The sequence below is a fragment of the Sphingomonas trueperi genome, from assembly GCF_040545965.1.
Taxonomy (GTDB): Bacteria; Pseudomonadota; Alphaproteobacteria; order Sphingomonadales; family Sphingomonadaceae; genus Sphingomonas; species Sphingomonas trueperi_C.
This window is the reverse complement of record NZ_JBEPMV010000003.1, coordinates 291,723-305,719: the sequence shown is the minus strand read 5'-3', so window position 1 is coordinate 305,719 and position 13,997 is coordinate 291,723. Positions and strand designations below refer to the sequence as shown.

16 protein-coding genes are annotated in these 13,997 nt (G+C 68.0%); 7 read left to right on the top strand and 9 right to left on the bottom strand.

Going from position 1 to position 13,997, the window contains the following annotated elements:
* Window positions 1-69: 69 nt before the first annotated feature.
* Window positions 70-621, top strand: coding sequence for a type 1 glutamine amidotransferase domain-containing protein (locus ABIC35_RS09095; RefSeq protein WP_121074963.1), 552 nt, complete (start codon window positions 70-72; stop codon window positions 619-621).
* Here the strand turns inward: ABIC35_RS09095 and ABIC35_RS09090 are convergent.
* From ABIC35_RS09090 to ABIC35_RS09080, 3 genes are read right to left on the bottom strand one after another with little or no spacing between them, the layout of a single operon-like run.
* Window positions 572-1,660: an acyltransferase family protein gene (locus tag ABIC35_RS09090; protein ID WP_121079205.1), complete on the bottom strand. Its 1,089-nt coding sequence runs from the start codon at window positions 1,658-1,660 to the stop codon at window positions 572-574. The genes ABIC35_RS09095 and ABIC35_RS09090 overlap by 50 nt on opposite strands.
* The gene (locus tag ABIC35_RS09085; RefSeq protein ID WP_121074966.1) at window positions 1,657-3,006 is read right to left on the bottom strand and encodes a putative O-glycosylation ligase, exosortase A system-associated; all 1,350 of its coding nucleotides are present in this window, start codon (window positions 3,004-3,006) and stop codon (window positions 1,657-1,659) included. Before ABIC35_RS09085 ends, ABIC35_RS09090 begins: the two co-directional genes overlap by 4 nt.
* The gene (locus ABIC35_RS09080) at window positions 2,999-3,142 is read right to left on the bottom strand and encodes a hypothetical protein (RefSeq protein ID WP_183049330.1); all 144 of its coding nucleotides are present in this window, start codon (window positions 3,140-3,142) and stop codon (window positions 2,999-3,001) included. The genes ABIC35_RS09085 and ABIC35_RS09080 overlap by 8 nt, the downstream gene beginning before the upstream one ends.
* Window positions 3,143-3,224: 82 nt before the next feature.
* Here ABIC35_RS09080 and ABIC35_RS09075 point away from each other — a divergent pair, with 82 nt between their 5' ends.
* Together ABIC35_RS09075 and ABIC35_RS09070 are read left to right on the top strand one after the other, a co-directional pair.
* Window positions 3,225-4,427: a TIGR04063 family PEP-CTERM/XrtA system glycosyltransferase gene (locus ABIC35_RS09075; RefSeq protein ID WP_121079206.1), complete on the top strand. Its 1,203-nt coding sequence runs from the start codon at window positions 3,225-3,227 to the stop codon at window positions 4,425-4,427.
* A gap of 7 nt (window positions 4,428-4,434) precedes the next feature.
* A complete protein-coding gene (locus tag ABIC35_RS09070; RefSeq protein ID WP_147425838.1) occupies window positions 4,435-5,175 on the top strand; it encodes a hypothetical protein in 741 nt (246 codons plus the stop codon).
* A gap of 8 nt (window positions 5,176-5,183) precedes the next feature.
* On the opposite strand, the gene ABIC35_RS09065 is transcribed toward ABIC35_RS09070, so the two are convergent.
* Together ABIC35_RS09065 and ABIC35_RS09060 are read right to left on the bottom strand one after the other, a co-directional pair.
* Window positions 5,184-5,426, bottom strand: a complete 243-nt coding sequence (locus tag ABIC35_RS09065) for a hypothetical protein (RefSeq protein ID WP_121074972.1) — start codon at window positions 5,424-5,426, stop codon at window positions 5,184-5,186.
* A gap of 26 nt (window positions 5,427-5,452) precedes the next feature.
* The gene (locus ABIC35_RS09060) at window positions 5,453-5,683 is read right to left on the bottom strand and encodes a hypothetical protein (RefSeq protein WP_354278415.1); all 231 of its coding nucleotides are present in this window, start codon (window positions 5,681-5,683) and stop codon (window positions 5,453-5,455) included.
* Window positions 5,684-5,783: 100 nt separating this feature from the next.
* On the opposite strand from ABIC35_RS09060, the gene ABIC35_RS09055 reads away from it, so the two are divergent.
* Together ABIC35_RS09055 and ABIC35_RS09050 are read left to right on the top strand one after the other, a co-directional pair.
* Window positions 5,784-6,389 carry a S24 family peptidase gene (locus ABIC35_RS09055; protein WP_354278414.1) on the top strand — a complete coding sequence of 202 codons (606 nt, stop codon included), beginning with the start codon at window positions 5,784-5,786 and terminating at the stop codon, window positions 6,387-6,389.
* The gene (locus ABIC35_RS09050; RefSeq protein WP_121074982.1) at window positions 6,386-7,006 is read left to right on the top strand and encodes a class I SAM-dependent methyltransferase; all 621 of its coding nucleotides are present in this window, start codon (window positions 6,386-6,388) and stop codon (window positions 7,004-7,006) included. The genes ABIC35_RS09055 and ABIC35_RS09050 overlap by 4 nt, the downstream gene beginning before the upstream one ends.
* 30 nt (window positions 7,007-7,036) lie before the next feature.
* Here ABIC35_RS09050 and ABIC35_RS09045 read toward each other — a convergent pair whose 3' ends face one another.
* The 4 genes from ABIC35_RS09045 to ABIC35_RS09030 form a co-directional block, all read right to left on the bottom strand.
* The gene (locus tag ABIC35_RS09045) at window positions 7,037-9,064 is read right to left on the bottom strand and encodes a M13 family metallopeptidase (protein WP_121074985.1); all 2,028 of its coding nucleotides are present in this window, start codon (window positions 9,062-9,064) and stop codon (window positions 7,037-7,039) included.
* A 140-nt stretch (window positions 9,065-9,204) separates the two neighbouring features.
* Complete coding sequence (gene glnA / locus ABIC35_RS09040) at window positions 9,205-10,617, bottom strand: type I glutamate--ammonia ligase (protein ID WP_121074988.1); 1,413 nt, start codon at window positions 10,615-10,617, stop codon at window positions 9,205-9,207.
* A 92-nt stretch (window positions 10,618-10,709) separates the two neighbouring features.
* Window positions 10,710-11,048, bottom strand: coding sequence for a P-II family nitrogen regulator (locus ABIC35_RS09035; protein WP_010544265.1), 339 nt, complete (start codon window positions 11,046-11,048; stop codon window positions 10,710-10,712).
* Window positions 11,049-11,213: 165 nt separating this feature from the next.
* Window positions 11,214-12,512, bottom strand: coding sequence for a methyl-accepting chemotaxis protein (locus tag ABIC35_RS09030; protein ID WP_354278413.1), 1,299 nt, complete (start codon window positions 12,510-12,512; stop codon window positions 11,214-11,216).
* Between the two features lie 160 nt (window positions 12,513-12,672).
* Here ABIC35_RS09030 and ABIC35_RS09025 point away from each other — a divergent pair, with 160 nt between their 5' ends.
* On the top strand, window positions 12,673-12,927 hold the full coding sequence (locus tag ABIC35_RS09025) for a hypothetical protein (RefSeq protein ID WP_121074994.1): 255 nt from the start codon (window positions 12,673-12,675) through the stop codon (window positions 12,925-12,927).
* Window positions 12,928-13,056: 129 nt separating this feature from the next.
* The gene (locus tag ABIC35_RS09020) at window positions 13,057-13,872 is read left to right on the top strand and encodes a ferredoxin--NADP reductase (RefSeq protein WP_121074997.1); all 816 of its coding nucleotides are present in this window, start codon (window positions 13,057-13,059) and stop codon (window positions 13,870-13,872) included.
* The last annotated feature ends 125 nt before the right edge of the window (window positions 13,873-13,997 follow it).

Here is a 13,997-nt window from a genome sequence, read left to right as displayed (position 1 = left end):
GTTCCGGAACAAGGCGCGGGGGCTCCGGGTTGGCCCGGCATATTCAGAACGACTGGAAAGGATGCCCCCATGGCCAATCTGCAGAATGCGCGCGTGCTGATGCTCGCCACCGACGGCTTCGAGGAGTCGGAGCTGTTCGAACCGCGTCAGGCGCTGCTCGATGCCGGCGCGCAGGTGACGCTCGCCTCGATCAAGACCGATCCGATCACCGGCGAAAGCGGCGGCGAGAAGGGCAAGAGCATCACGCCGGACACGACGCTGGACGCGGTCGAGCTTGATCAGTTCGACGCGCTGGTGCTGCCGGGCGGCGTCGGCAATCCGGACAAGCTGCGGATGAACGAGAAGGCAGTCGAGATTGCCCGCAACTTCATGGATTCCAAACGGCTGGTCGCGGCGATCTGCCATGCGCCGTGGCTGCTCGCCGAGGCCGATGTGGTCGCCGGTCGTCGCCTGACCAGCTGGCCGTCGATCCGCACCGATCTGGCCAATGCCGGTGCCGATGTGGTCGACGAGGAAGTGGTGACCGACGGCAACCTTATCACCAGCCGCAAGCCGGACGATATCCCCGCGTTCAACCGGGCGGTGATCGCCGCGCTGGAAGACGTGACCGCCCCGGTCTGAACCCGAGGGCGTTGACCCAGCGCTGCGCGGGGCGCTCCACCCAGTAGTGGAGCGCTACCGACGCGGCGAGGACCAGCAGCAGATACAGCGCCGCGAGCGGCCAGCCGATCGTCGCGGTGCGGACGAAGGCGAGCTTGAAGGCGAACCACAGCAGGAAGTGGCTGAGATAGGTCGCATAGCTGATCTCGCCGAGGCGGTGGAGCAGCGCGCCTTCGAGGGGATTGCCCGGCCGGCCTGCGGTTAGGGCCAGTCCCAACAGCAGCGCCGCAAGGGCCGCGGGAACGGCCAGCGTTTCCGGCGCACCCAATCGCCATGCCATGCCGAACAGCGCGGCTATGCCGAAGCTGGCAAGGACTGCGCGGCGTTCCCGCCAGCGTTGCCAAAGGGCATGGATCAGCGTGCCGGTCGCGAACTCGAGCAGGCAACGCACGACCCCGAGATGCGGGATATCCTGCCCCAATGTATCGGCACCGCGCAGCGCGAACGCTGCGCCCAGCCCCAGCAGCAGCGCCCCGATCGCGCCCAGAAGGGCGGGCGTAGCCCGGCCGCGCCAGTCGATCGCCATCACCCAGAGCGGGAACAGCAGGTACGCCGCCAGTTCGCACGAGATCGACCAGGCAGGATCGTTCCAGCGCAGCGGTTCGGCGAAGCCCCAGGCCTGGACGAGCAGCAGGTGCGCCGGCAGCTCGGCCAGGGGGAATTCGGGCGCAGCGCGCCCGCTGGCGCGAAGGACCAGCAGCAACAGCACCGCAAAGCCGAGCATCACCGCGTGGAGCGGCCAGATCCGCGCGATCCGTCGGCGCAGGAAGTCGGGCACCACGGCGAGGCCCGCCGAGCGGAGGCGCTCGCCGTGGCTGAGCGCCAGCACGAAGCCCGACAGCAGGAAGAAGAAGTCGACGGCGAGATAGCCCTTGGCGAGCACGGCTTCGGCCGTGCCCGGCAGCCCGGCGAGCGATCCGCGCAGATGGTACAGCACCACCCACCACGCCGAGATGCCCCGCACCGAGGTCAGCGCGCGCAACTCGCCTCGATCACTCATGCGGCGACGGCGCGCGCCTTGCGCAGCGGCCGCCAGTCCGCCGCCGCGCGCTTGCGGGCACAATAGGTGTCGAGCCCGATCTGCGCCCCGATCAGCATGTAGATGAAGGGCTGGTAGGCGATCGCCACGAACGCCGCGCCGAGCAGATAGACGATGTGCCCGTTCTGCAGCGCGGCAGCGAGCGGCGCGATCCAGGCCTGCTCGCCCTCGGCGCGCGCATAGCGGCGACGCAGCACTTCCATGCGGAACAGACCGGCAAGGTTGATCGTCAGCCACAGCGCGAGCCCAGGATAGCCCTGTTCGCCGAGCATTTCGAAATAGGCGCTGTGATAGGCCCGCGCCTTGTCGACCTCGAGCGAGCGGTCGACCACCGCCACGCCGCCCTGGTCTTCCACCGCCACCTTTTCGTAGCGGATCTGGTTCTGGCGATAGGCCTCGAACCCGCCGCCCAGCGGGTGCTCGCGGGCAAAGTCCATCGTCCATTGCCATACGGCGAGGCGGGTGGAGGCGGAAGCGTCGCCCTGGTAGGTCTTGATCGTTCCCATCCGCTCGGTGAAGGCGGAAGGCAGGAAGGGCAGGGCGGCCAGGCCCATCGCCGCCACGCAGCCCAGATAGAGCAGCTTCTTCTGGCTATCCCGCAGCATCAGCAGCGCGACCAGCCCGATGCAGAGCAGCCCGGTGCGCGTCGAGGTGCCGATCGGGATCAGCAGGCAGGCGAAGCACAGCGCGTACGCAAAGACCTTCACCCGCCAGTCGGGCGCGAAGATCGTGCCGTGCCGGGTGAACCATAGGATCAGCGGCAGGATGGCGATGGCGACGGTGGAGATGGTGCTGCCCTCGTACAGCCCCGAATTGTTCGAGACCATCAGGTTGAGCTCGCCATAGCCGCCGCCGGAGAGGATGGTCTTGATCGCGCCGACGATGATGATCGAGCTTGCCGACAGCACCATGAACAGCAGCAGCGCCTCGATCCGCAGCCGTGTGCGCAAGGTGAGCGGCAGGAAGGCGGCGAAGGCGAGCGCCTTCCACACCCAGTCCCATTTGTCCTTGGCCTCCACCGGAAAGTCGGCGTGGAGCGTGGTGAACCAGCAATAGCCGATCAGCGCAACGATCAGCAGCTGGCGCGGCGCCACCCGCACGTCGCGCTTGTCGTCGAACAGCAGGAACCCGGCCAGCGCCAGCGCAGCCGCCATCGCCGAGATCGGCAGGGAATTGAGCAGCAGATAGGTCAGCCGCTGGGGCGCAACGATGTCGATATAGGCGTAGACCAGCACGAACAGGAACGGCTTGCGAAAGCCGCTGCCGAAGAACGCCGCCAGGAATAGCACGAAGACATAGTCACGCACCGCGCTTGCCCCAGCGCCCACGTTTCTTCTCCTTGGGCGCGGCGTCCTCGCGATCAAGATCGGGCCGGCGAAGCAGGAGGAAGGCCGCGAGCAGCATCAGCCCATGGGTGAGCGCAAGCGAGAGATTGTCGATCATCGGGCGAGCCGTTCCTTCCGCGCCCTCCCTAGCGCAGGTGCAGTTGACGTGCCGTTAAGCGCGGCATGGCATGCAGGCGTGCATGCGAGTCCTCCACCTTCTGGATCATGGCCTGCCGCTCCACAGCGGCTATGCGTTCCGCACCCGCGCGATCCTGAAGGCCGAGCTGGCGCGCGGCTGGGAGGTGGCGGCGGTCACCGGCCCGCGGCACGGACCTGCACCGGCCGACGAGGAAGTGGTCGACGGCCTGCGCTTCTTCCGCACCCGGCCGGTCGCAGCCAAGCTGGCCGGCCTGAGCGAATGGCGCGAGATCGATGCCTTTGCGCAACGCATTCACCAGGTAGTGAAAAGCTTCCGGCCCGACGTGCTCCACGCCCATTCGCCGGTGCTCTGCGCGCTCGCTGGCCTGCGGGTGCGGCGCTGGAGCGGGGTGCCTTTGCTCTACGAGATCCGTGCTTTCTGGGAGGATGCCGCGGTCGGCAACGGTACCGGACGCGAGGGGAGCCTGCGCTACCGCATCACCAAGGCGCTGGAGACGCATGCGGTCCGCCAAGCCGACGCGGTGGCGGTGATCTGCGACGGGCTGCGCGGCGACCTGATCGCGCGGGGGATCGATTCGGCGAAGATAGCGGTCTCTCCCAACGGGGTCGACATGGCACTGTTCGGCGAGCCCGTGCCGCAGGATGCCGCGCTAACCGCGCAACTGGGCCTGGAAGGCGCGGAGACGATCGGGTTCATCGGCAGCTTCTACGACTATGAGGGGCTCGACGTGCTGATCGCGGCGATGCCGGCGCTGGTCGCGGTGCGCCCCGCGATGCAGCTGCTGCTCGTTGGCGGTGGCCCGGCAGAGCCCGCGCTGCGCGCCCAGGCGGCGGCGTCGCCCGTCGCTGACCGCATCCATTTCCTCGGCCGGGTGCCCCATGAGGCAGTCGAGCGCTACTACAGTCTGATCGACGTGCTGGTCTATCCGCGCAAGAAGATGCGGCTCACCGACCTGGTCACACCGCTCAAGCCGTTGGAAGCAATGGCGCAGCAACGCCTCGTCGCGGCGTCGGATGTCGGCGGGCACCGCGAGCTGATCGAGGACGGTATCACCGGCACATTGTTTCCGGCGGATGACCCGGCGGCGCTCGCAAAAGCGCTTGAAAATCTATTTTGCATGCGCGATCAATGGGATGTTCGCAGAAAACAGGCCCGCGCGTATATCGAGGCCGAGCGCAACTGGTTTGTAAATATTGCCGTCTATGACGGTTTGTATGAAAACCTTGCCATAAAGATGGCATGAGAACCACGTGGTCGCACACGTATCGGGTGAACGCATGAAGCTGCCGCTCGTCCCCTTTGCCGCTCTCTTGCTGGGCGGCGTATCGGCTCTGGCCGTGGCCGCGCTGCCGGCAGCGTCCCTGCATCTTCCGATGATCGAGGCGGCCGGCACGAGGCCGCAGCTCGCCGGTTTGCCCACGCTGTTAGTTGCCGTTGCCGCCGGCGCGATCGGCGCAGGAGTGGGCGCGCTGACCGCACGCTGGTTCGCGCGCCGTGCTCCCGAAAGTGTCGCAGCGGGTGATCTGGATCCGCTGCCGACGCCCATCATCCGCCGTGCCGACGCGCATCCCGACGCACGGCCGCGCCCGCCGCTGCGCGCGGGTCACGAGCTCGACACGCCGCCTTGGGCGCTGCCCAAGGTGCCGGTCGAGCAGGAACCGGCCGCCGCCGAGCGCGACCTGCCCGTCGATCTCGACCAGCCGCTCGCCGCGTTCGACCCCACCGCAATCCCGGCGGTGCCGTTGCCGCCGCCCGTCCCGCCGCGCCGCGAGCGCGCTGCGAGCGCAGGCCAGCGAACGCCGGCGAGCCGCGACCCCGGTGACCGGCTGGTCCACCCCGAAACCGACGCCTCGGTGCACGCGCTGCTCGAACGGCTCGAGCGGGGCGTCGTTCACCGCAATCCGGCGCCGCAGGTGCGCGGCCGCGTGCGGGCCGATCGCGGGCTGGACGACGCGCTCGCCGCGCTGCGCAGCCTGGCCCGCCAGGCCTGAGGGCCGAGTCAGCACTCCTCGACGGTCAGCGCCTCGACCGCGGTGCGCAGCACGCCGTCCACCGTTTCCACCGTCCCCACCTGCAGATCGGCGACCAGGTGCCCGCGGATCGGCAGTTCCAGCTCGGGAAGCGCGACCAGCCAGGCCCGCGCGACGACGCTCGCATCCAGCTCCAGCAGCAGCCGGTGCCGCGCACCGCTGAAGGTGACGCTCGCCCACGGCACCCAGTTCGCCTCCACGATCCGCAGCACGCAGCCCTCCGTCGCCGCCGCGGCGATCAGCGCGCGTTCGAGCCGCGCGCCGATATCGCGCCGCCGCGCCGCCCGGGCTTCCAGGCCGGCGGGGCGGCGAGGAAGGCGCGCAGCCGTGCTGTCAACGCTGGCCCCGGTACGCGGCCCTGCCGCAGATCGCCGACCAGTCGCGGATCGCCCGCTGCCAAGCGTCCGAACCGCGTCGCCGGCATCCGGGTCCGTTCCAGGAACGCTTCGATTTCCCCATGTAAGGACACCCATGTCCTCCTCCTTCGACTCGGATGATCACGATATGTTCTCATCTAAGTCTTGCCTAGGAAAAATCCTATGTGTAGGAAAGAGGGTATGGAAGCTGATGTGCAACGGGCAAATTTTGCGAAGCTGGTGGCCGCCAAAGGGGTGCGTCTCGCCACGTTGTCGCGCGTGCTCGGCCGCAACCCGGCCTATCTGCAGCAATATCTGATGCGCGGTTCGCCGCGCGAATTGCCGGAGCGCGACCGGGCGCGGCTGGCCGAATATCTGGGCGTCGACGAGACGCTGCTGGGCGGCCGGCCGCAGGCGGCCCTGGTAACGGTGCCGCGAATCGATCTTGGCGCGTCGGCGGGGCCCGGTGGCTGGGCCGAAGACGAGACCCTGCAGGCGCCGTTCGCCTTCCCGCCGCTGCTGCTGCGGCAGCTCGGCGTTCGGCCGGAGGCGGCGTCGATGGTGCGCGTGGCGGGCGACTCTATGGCGCCGACGCTGAGCGACGGCGACGAGATACTGGTCGATCGCGATCGCTGCCGGATCGATGCGCGCGGCATCTTCGTGCTGCGGGTGGAGGGGGAACTGCTGGTCAAGCGGCTGCGGCCCGCGGTGGGCGGGGTGGAACTGGTGAGCGACAACCCGGACTATCCGGTGCGGCTGGCACGCGCTGGCCGGTTTCAGCTGATCGGACGCGTCGCCTGGCTCGGGCGCGCGCTGTGAGCGAGGGGGGCGATGTCGCCGCATTCATCCGGGAGCATCTGCCGGTGGTGGCAGTGCCCGGTGTGCCGGAATTGCGGTTGCACAAGGCCGGGCCGGCAAGTGGCGTAGGCCGACTGGGCGAGGCTGCCCCCTATTGGGCCTATTGGTGGGGCGGCGGGCTGGCGCTGGCGCGGTACGTGCTGGACCATCCGGCGCAGGTCGCCGGGCGGCGGGTCCTGGATCTCGGTGCAGGCTCGGGGCTGGTCGGGATCGCCGCCGCGCGGGCGGGCGCAGCCGAGGTCACGGCGTCCGAGATCGACCCCCATGCGCGCGCCGCCATCGCGCTCAATGCGGCGCTGAACGAGGTCCCGCTGGCGGAGATCGTCGGCGACATCACGGACGGGCCGGCGCCCAATGTTGACCTGCTGCTGGTCGGCGACGTGTTCTACGCGCCCGAGGTGGCGGTGCGCGTCACTGCGTTCCTCGACCGATGTGTTGCGGCCGGCACCACGGTGCTGGTCGGCGACCCGTGGCGTTCGCCGCTGCCGGTCGAGCGATTGACGCTGCTGGCGCGCTACGACGTCGCCGAAACCGGCGTGACCAAGTCAGCGGGGGTATTCGCCTATCGCGCCGGGTGAGGCCGGGGGCAGGGCGCCCCCGGCGTTCCCTTACCAGACGTGCACCCGCGCTTCGGGCGCGAGATACAGCGCGTCTCCGGGCTTCACGCCGAACGCCTTGTACCAGGCGTCCATGTTCCGCACGATGCCGTTGACGCGATACTTGTCCGGGCTGTGCGGATCGGAGAGCAGCTGCGCCCGCACCGCGCCTTCGCGCGCCTTGCCCTGCCAGCTGGCGGCATAGGCGAGGAAGAAGCGCTGGTCGCCGGTCAGGCCGTCCAGCACCTTGGGCTCGCCGTGGCGGGCGACATAGCGGCGATAGGCGGCGTAGGCGACTTCCAGCCCGCCGAGATCGGCGAGGTTCTCGCCGAGGGTCAGCTGGCCCTTGATGTGGACGCCGGGGATCGGCTCATAGGCGTCGAACTGCTTGACCAGCGCCTGGGCGTGCGCGGTGTAGCGCTCGGCCGATTGGGCGGTCCACCAGTCGCGCAGCTTGCCGCTGGCATCGAACTGGCGGCCCTCGTCGTCGAAGCCATGGCCCATCTCGTGGCCGATCGTCGCGCCCGTCTCGCCATAGTTGACCGCCGGATCGGCGGCCGGATCGAAGAAGGGCGGCGCCAGCTGGGCGGCGGGGAAGGTCACCTGATTCATCACCGGGTCGTAATAGGCGTTCACCGTCTGCGGGGTCATCTCCCACAGCGTGCGATCCACCGGCTTGCCGAGCCGCGACAGCTGCAGCTTCCACTCGAATTCGTCTGAGGCGAGGTCGTTCGCCAGCGGATCGGTGGCGCTGACCGGCATCGAGGAATAATCGATATACTTCTCCGGATGGCCGATGCGCGGATCGAACGCGGCGAGCTTTGCGAGCGCTTCCTTGCGGGTGGGCGCGTCCATCCAGGCGGCGGCCTTGATCTTGTCCGCATAGGCGGCGCGGAGATCCTCGACGAGCTCCTTCGACAGGGCCTCGGCGGCGGGGCCCCAGTGGCGCTCGGCGTAGATCTTGCCGATCGCCTCGCCCAGCGCGCCGTTGACGACGCGGACGCCGCGCTTCCAGCGCTCCGACTGCGCCTGCACGTCGCGGAGCGTATGGCCGTAGAAATCGAACTGCGCGGCGTCGAACGCCTTGGGCAGCACCGCGGCATGGTCACTGATGAAGCGGAAGCGCAGCCAGTCCTTCCAGGTCGCGAGCGGCACGTCGCCCAGCCGCTTGGCGGCGGCGGTGACGGCGGTCGTCTCGCGCACGATGACGGTGGGCATCTTGCCCAGGCCCTGATGCGCGAGCACCGCATCCCAGTCGAACTCGGGCGCCAGCTTGGCGAGCTGGGCGCGGTCCATCGGGTTGTAGGTCTTCTGCGGATCGCGGCGCGCCTCGGGCGTCCACTGGTCCTTGGCGAGGCTGGTCTCAAGCGCGAGGATCGCATCGGCCTTGGCCTCGGCATCAGGGATGCCGGCCAGCTGCTGGATCTTGACGATATAGGCGCGATAGGCCTTGCGGATCGTTTCGTACTTTTCGCCCGGCAGCAGGTAATAGTCGCGGGTCGGCAGGCCGAGCCCGGCCTGGCCGGCCATCACGGTGTAGCGGGTCGGATCCTTCTCGTCGGCCGAGATGCCGATGCCGATCGGGCTGGCATAGCCATGGTCGGCCATCAGCAGTTCGAGGTCGAGGCGATCCTGGACCGCATCGATGCGGGCAAGATACGGCTTGAGCGGCGCAGTGCCGCGCGCCTCGATGCCGGCCTCGTCCATGAAGGCGTGATAGTAGGTTGCGACCTGGCGCAGCACCGGATCGCTGGGCGAGGGGCCGGCATCCTCGATCAGCTTGCGCACCTCCACCTCGGTCTCGTCGGGCAGATCGTAGTTGTAGCCGATGCGCGCCTTGTCGGCCGGGATCGGCGCATCGCGCAGCCAGCTGCCCAGTGCATAGGCGTAGAAGTCGTTCCCCGGCTTCACGCTGCGATCCATGGTGGTGAGGTCGACGCCCCAGGGGCCGTACTTGGCCGTTGCGGCGGTCTGGGCGAGGGCGGGAGAAGCGAGCAGGGAAGTGCCGAGCAGCAGGGCTGCGAGACGCGGAAGACGCATGGAGGCGGAGTCCTTCTGGGTGATGTAGCGGGCTAGCACGGTGGCAGGTTGCGCTCAATCGTCTCGCCGCACGCGTGGGAGCAAAGAAAAGGGCGCCCGGATCGCTCCGGACGCCCCTTCTTCAGCCGATCCGTATGGGATCAGCTCGAATAGTACATGTCGTACTCGACCGGGCTCGGGGTCATTTCCCAACGGGCCACGTCGGCGCGCTTGATCTCGATATAGGCCTCGATCTGGTCCTTCGAGAACACGTCGCCCTTCAGCAGGAAGTCGAAATCGGCTTCCAGGCTGTCCAGCGCCTCGCGGAGCGAACCGCACACGGTCGGCACTTCGGCCAGCTCGGCCGGGGGCAGATCGTACAGGTTCTTGTCCATCGGGTCGCCCGGGTGGATCTTGTTCTGGATGCCGTCCAGGCCTGCCATCAGCAGCGCCGAATAGCAGAGATACGGGTTGGCCAGCGCGTCCGGGAAGCGGAACTCGACGCGCTTCGCCTTGCTGCCCGTGCCGTACGGGATGCGGCACGAGGCCGAGCGGTTGCGGCTCGAATAGGCGAGCAGCACCGGCGCTTCATAGCCCGGGACCAGGCGCTTGTAGCTGTTGGTCGACGGGTTGGTGAAGGCGTTGAGTGCCTTGGCATGCTTGATCACGCCGCCGATGAAATAGAGGCAGGTCTCGCTGAGGCCAGCATAGCCGTTGCCGGCGAACAGCGGGTTGCCCTTCTCCCAGATCGACATGTGGGTGTGCATGCCCGAGCCGTTATCTTCCTTGATCGGCTTCGGCATGAAGGTCGCGGTCTTGCCATAGGCCTGGGCGACCTGGTGCACGACATACTTGTAGATCTGCATGCGATCGGCGGTGGTCACCAGCGTGCCGAAGGTCAGGCCCAGCTCGTGCTGCGCGGCGGCGACTTCGTGGTGGTGCTTGTCGCAGGGCAGGCCCATTTCGAGCATGGTCGAAACCATCTCGCCGCGGATGTCGACGGCCGAGTCGACCGGCGCGACCGGGAAGTAGCCGCCCTTGGCGCGCGGACGGTGGCCGAGGTTGCCGGCCTCATACTCGCGGCCCGAATTGCCCGGCAGCTCGATGTCGTCGATCTTGTAATAGCTGGTCGAGTAGCTGTTCTCGAACCGCACGTCGTCGAACATGAAGAACTCGGCTTCGGGGCCGACATAGATGGTGTCGCCGATGCCGGTGGTCTTGAGGTACGCCTCGGCGCGCTTCGCGGTCGAGCGCGGGTCGCGGGCATAGAGTTCGCCGGTCGAGGGCTCGACGATGTCGCACACCAGGATCAGCATCGGGGTGGCCGAGAACGGATCGATCCACACCGCGTCCAGATCCGGCTTCAGGATCATGTCGGACTCGTTGATAGCCTTCCAGCCTTCGATCGACGAACCGTCGAACATCAGGCCGTCGGTCAGCTCGTCCTCACCGAGGACCGACGCGACCATGGTCAGGTGCTGCCACTTGCCCTTGGGGTCGGTGAAGCGCAGGTCGATCCATTCGATCTCCTGGTCCTTCACCATCTTCAGGATGTCACTGGCCGAATTCGCCATCGTAATGCCCTTTCGCTCTCTTTCGTGTGCCCGACGAATCGGGCAATAAAATTACTCGTGCGGCGGCCTCATCGCCGCCGCCCCCGCCCACGTCAAACGGCGTTTTCGTTCCGCTCGCCGGTGCGGATGCGCAGCGCGGTCTCGACCGGGATGACGAAGATCTTGCCGTCGCCGATCCGGCCGGTCTGCGCGGCGGCGGCGATCGCCTCCACCACGCGCTCGGCCAGCGTGTCTTCCACCACCACTTCCAGCTTCACCTTGGGCAGGAAGTCCACGACATACTCGGCGCCGCGATAGAGCTCGGTATGCCCCTTCTGGCGGCCGAAGCCCTTGGCTTCGGTGACGGTGATCCCCGAGACGCCCACTTCGTGCAGCGCCTCCTTCACTTCATCCAGCTTGAACGGCTTGATGATGGCTTCGATCTTTTTCACGTTTTCCCCCAGGCAGCGGAAATGCCCGCGACAGGTCTGATTCCTGGGTGTTTAGCAACCTGCATGCCAGAACGGGAATAGCCAGGGTGCCCCATCGCGCCGAACGGATTTCGGCGCAGGAATGTGCCCGATAATCAGGCAATGGCTGCTCAATCGCGCAGCAGATCAGGCGGCGCGGACCTCTAACAGAAAACGGTCGACCTCGCCGGACAGTTCCTCCGCGCCGGTCAGCAGGCCCGCGGACAGATCGGCGATGGCGAGCGCGTTGCCCGAGGCGGCCTGCGCGGCGACGCGGACCTGCTCGATATCGGTCTGGACCGCGCGGGTGCCGGAGACGCTTTCGGCAACGTTGCGGGCGATGCTGCGGGTGGCGTGGTGCTGCTCGCGCACCGCGCATTCGATGCTGGAGGACAGGCCGGCAATGCCGGTGATCGCCTGCTCGACCCGCCCGTGGTTGGCCGTGACGCGGTCCACCACGTTGCGGATGCCGGCCACTTTGGTGCCGACGCTCTGCGCGGCATGGCGGACCTGGCCAGCCAGCGCCTTGATCTCGTTGGCCACCACGGTGAAGCCGCGGCCGGCCTCGCCCGCGCGTGCGGCCTCGATCGCGGCGTTGAGCGCGAGCAGGTTCACTTGGCCCGCGATCTCGCCGATGGTGGCGGTGACCGCGCCGACATTCTCGGCAAAGGCGTCGAGCTCGGCGGTGCCCAACCGGCTGTCGTCGACAAGCGCGACCGCTTCGGCGGCCGAGGCACGCGCGGTGACCGTGTCGCGGCCGATCGCGTCGAGCGTCGCCGCCAGCGCCTCCGATTCCCGGGCGATCGCGGCGAGATTGTCGTGGCTCTGTGCGACGGCTGCGGCGAGCGCGGTCGCCGAGGCGCTGTTGGCGCTCGCCCGCTCGACGGTGGCGGCGGCGCTGGCGCGCAGTGTGCCGGCAAGATCGCGCAACTGCCCGGCCATTGCGCCGACCTCGGCCTCGATCCGTTCGCTTGCCGCCTCGATGCGGCGGGCGCGGGCGGTCTGCTCCGCGGCCTCGCGCACCCGGTCCTCGGCGGCGAGCTGGATGATGCGGCGGTTGCTAATCGCGGCGAACAGCTCCCCGCCGCGCGTAAGGATCATGCCTTCCTGCCCGTCGGCGGCCGAATAGGCATCGACCAGCGCGCGCGGCGACTGGGCGTAATCGGCAACGGGGCAGGGTCGCACCATGGATTCCAGCCGGCGGCCATAGGCCGGGTTGCGCAGCAGCGCATGGCCATAGGGATTGAGGAGCAGCCGGCGCACGTCCTTCTCGAACACCGCGCCCAGCGGCCGGTGACGGGCATCGAGCACCGGCAGCAGTCGCAGCGACGGATCGTCCTGAAAGCAGCGCACCGCCTCGCCGAGCGGCGTCTCCAGCGTCAGCCAGGGCGGCGTGCGCTCGGCCTCGGTAAGCCACGCGAAGAGGAAGCGGAGAGGGGCGGGCATGTCGAGCATCGCCGCCCCCGGTAGGGCATGCCGGTAAACGAGCGATTAGTGTTTGATGACAGGTTTACGACATTCACCCATGAAATCTTCGGACTTTTGCGGCTGAAGCGGGGTGTGAACGTTAACGGCAACGATCACGCACTGAACAGGGGAAGCTTCGATGCGATCGCTGCCGATGAATGCGCCAGCCGAGCTGCGACGGCGGATCGCCGATGGCGTGGCGTCGGCGGGCGCACGCTCGGTGGTGGTCGCGCGAGGCTCGCTGGTGCTGATGGCGCATGGCCTATCGGCGGTGCGGCCCGAACAGCGCGGCGAGTGCTGGATTGAGACCGAAGGCGGGACCCTGACCGCGGACGATACGCTGGCGCTGCTGCGGCACTGGACCACCGGTGCCCCCATGGCACAGAGCGTTTAGGCCCCCGAAGCGCTACTTTCTGGACGCAGCCGGCTTCTGGTGGCAGAGGGCCGCCTTTGTTAATTTCCAATCCCGGTACCGCCATGCGGGCGGCCGGGCCGACCTGAGCGTTACGAGGATCCGCTGTTCATGACCGTCGACACGCGCGCGCCCGCGCTGCTTCCCGAACATCCCGCCTTCGCCACCGCCAAGGTGCTGTGGGTCCGTCACTGGAACGAGCATCTGTTCAGCTTCGCGATCGAGCGGCCGGCGAGCTTCCGCTTCCGCTCGGGCGAGTTCGTGATGATCGGGCTCGAAGGCGAGGGCGGCAAGCCGCTGATGCGCGCCTATTCGGTCGCCAGCCCGTCCTGGGCGGAGGAGCTCGAATTCCTCTCCATCAAGGTGCAGGACGGTCCGCTGACCTCGAAGCTGCAGAAGATCGTGCCGGGCGACGACATCTATCTCGGCAAGAAGTCGACCGGCACGCTGGTCGCCGATGCGCTGCTGCCGGGCCGCCGCCTGTTCCTGCTCTCGACCGGCACCGGCCTGGCGCCGTTCCTCAGCGTCGCGCGCGATCCCGAGATCTACGAGCGGTTCGAGCAGGTGATCACGGTGCACAGCGTGCGCCGGGTGAGCGACCTTGCCTATCATGACGAACTCGCCGCCAAGCTTGCCGACGATCCCTTGATCGGCGAGCAGGCCGCGCACCAGTTCCACTATGTGCCGACCGTCACCCGCGAGCCGTTCCACACCAGCGAGCGGATCGGTGCGCTGCTCGAGAACGGCAAGCTGTTCGAAGGCGTGCCGGGCGATGCGGTGCTCCACCCGGAGACCGACCGCGTGATGCTGTGCGGATCGATGGACATGATCCGCGATTTCGCCACGCTGCTCGAAGGCAAGGGCTTCAAGGAAGGCTCGAACAACGCGCCGGGCGATTTCGTGATCGAGCGCGCCTTCGTCGGCTAAACTGGCGTCGCCACCCAACCGGCGTTTCCTCTCCCGCGAAGCGGGGGAGGGGGACCGCCGCCGAAGGCGGTGGTGGAGGGGGAAATCCTCCGCCGCCGGCAAGCCCCCTCCACCATTTGCTTACG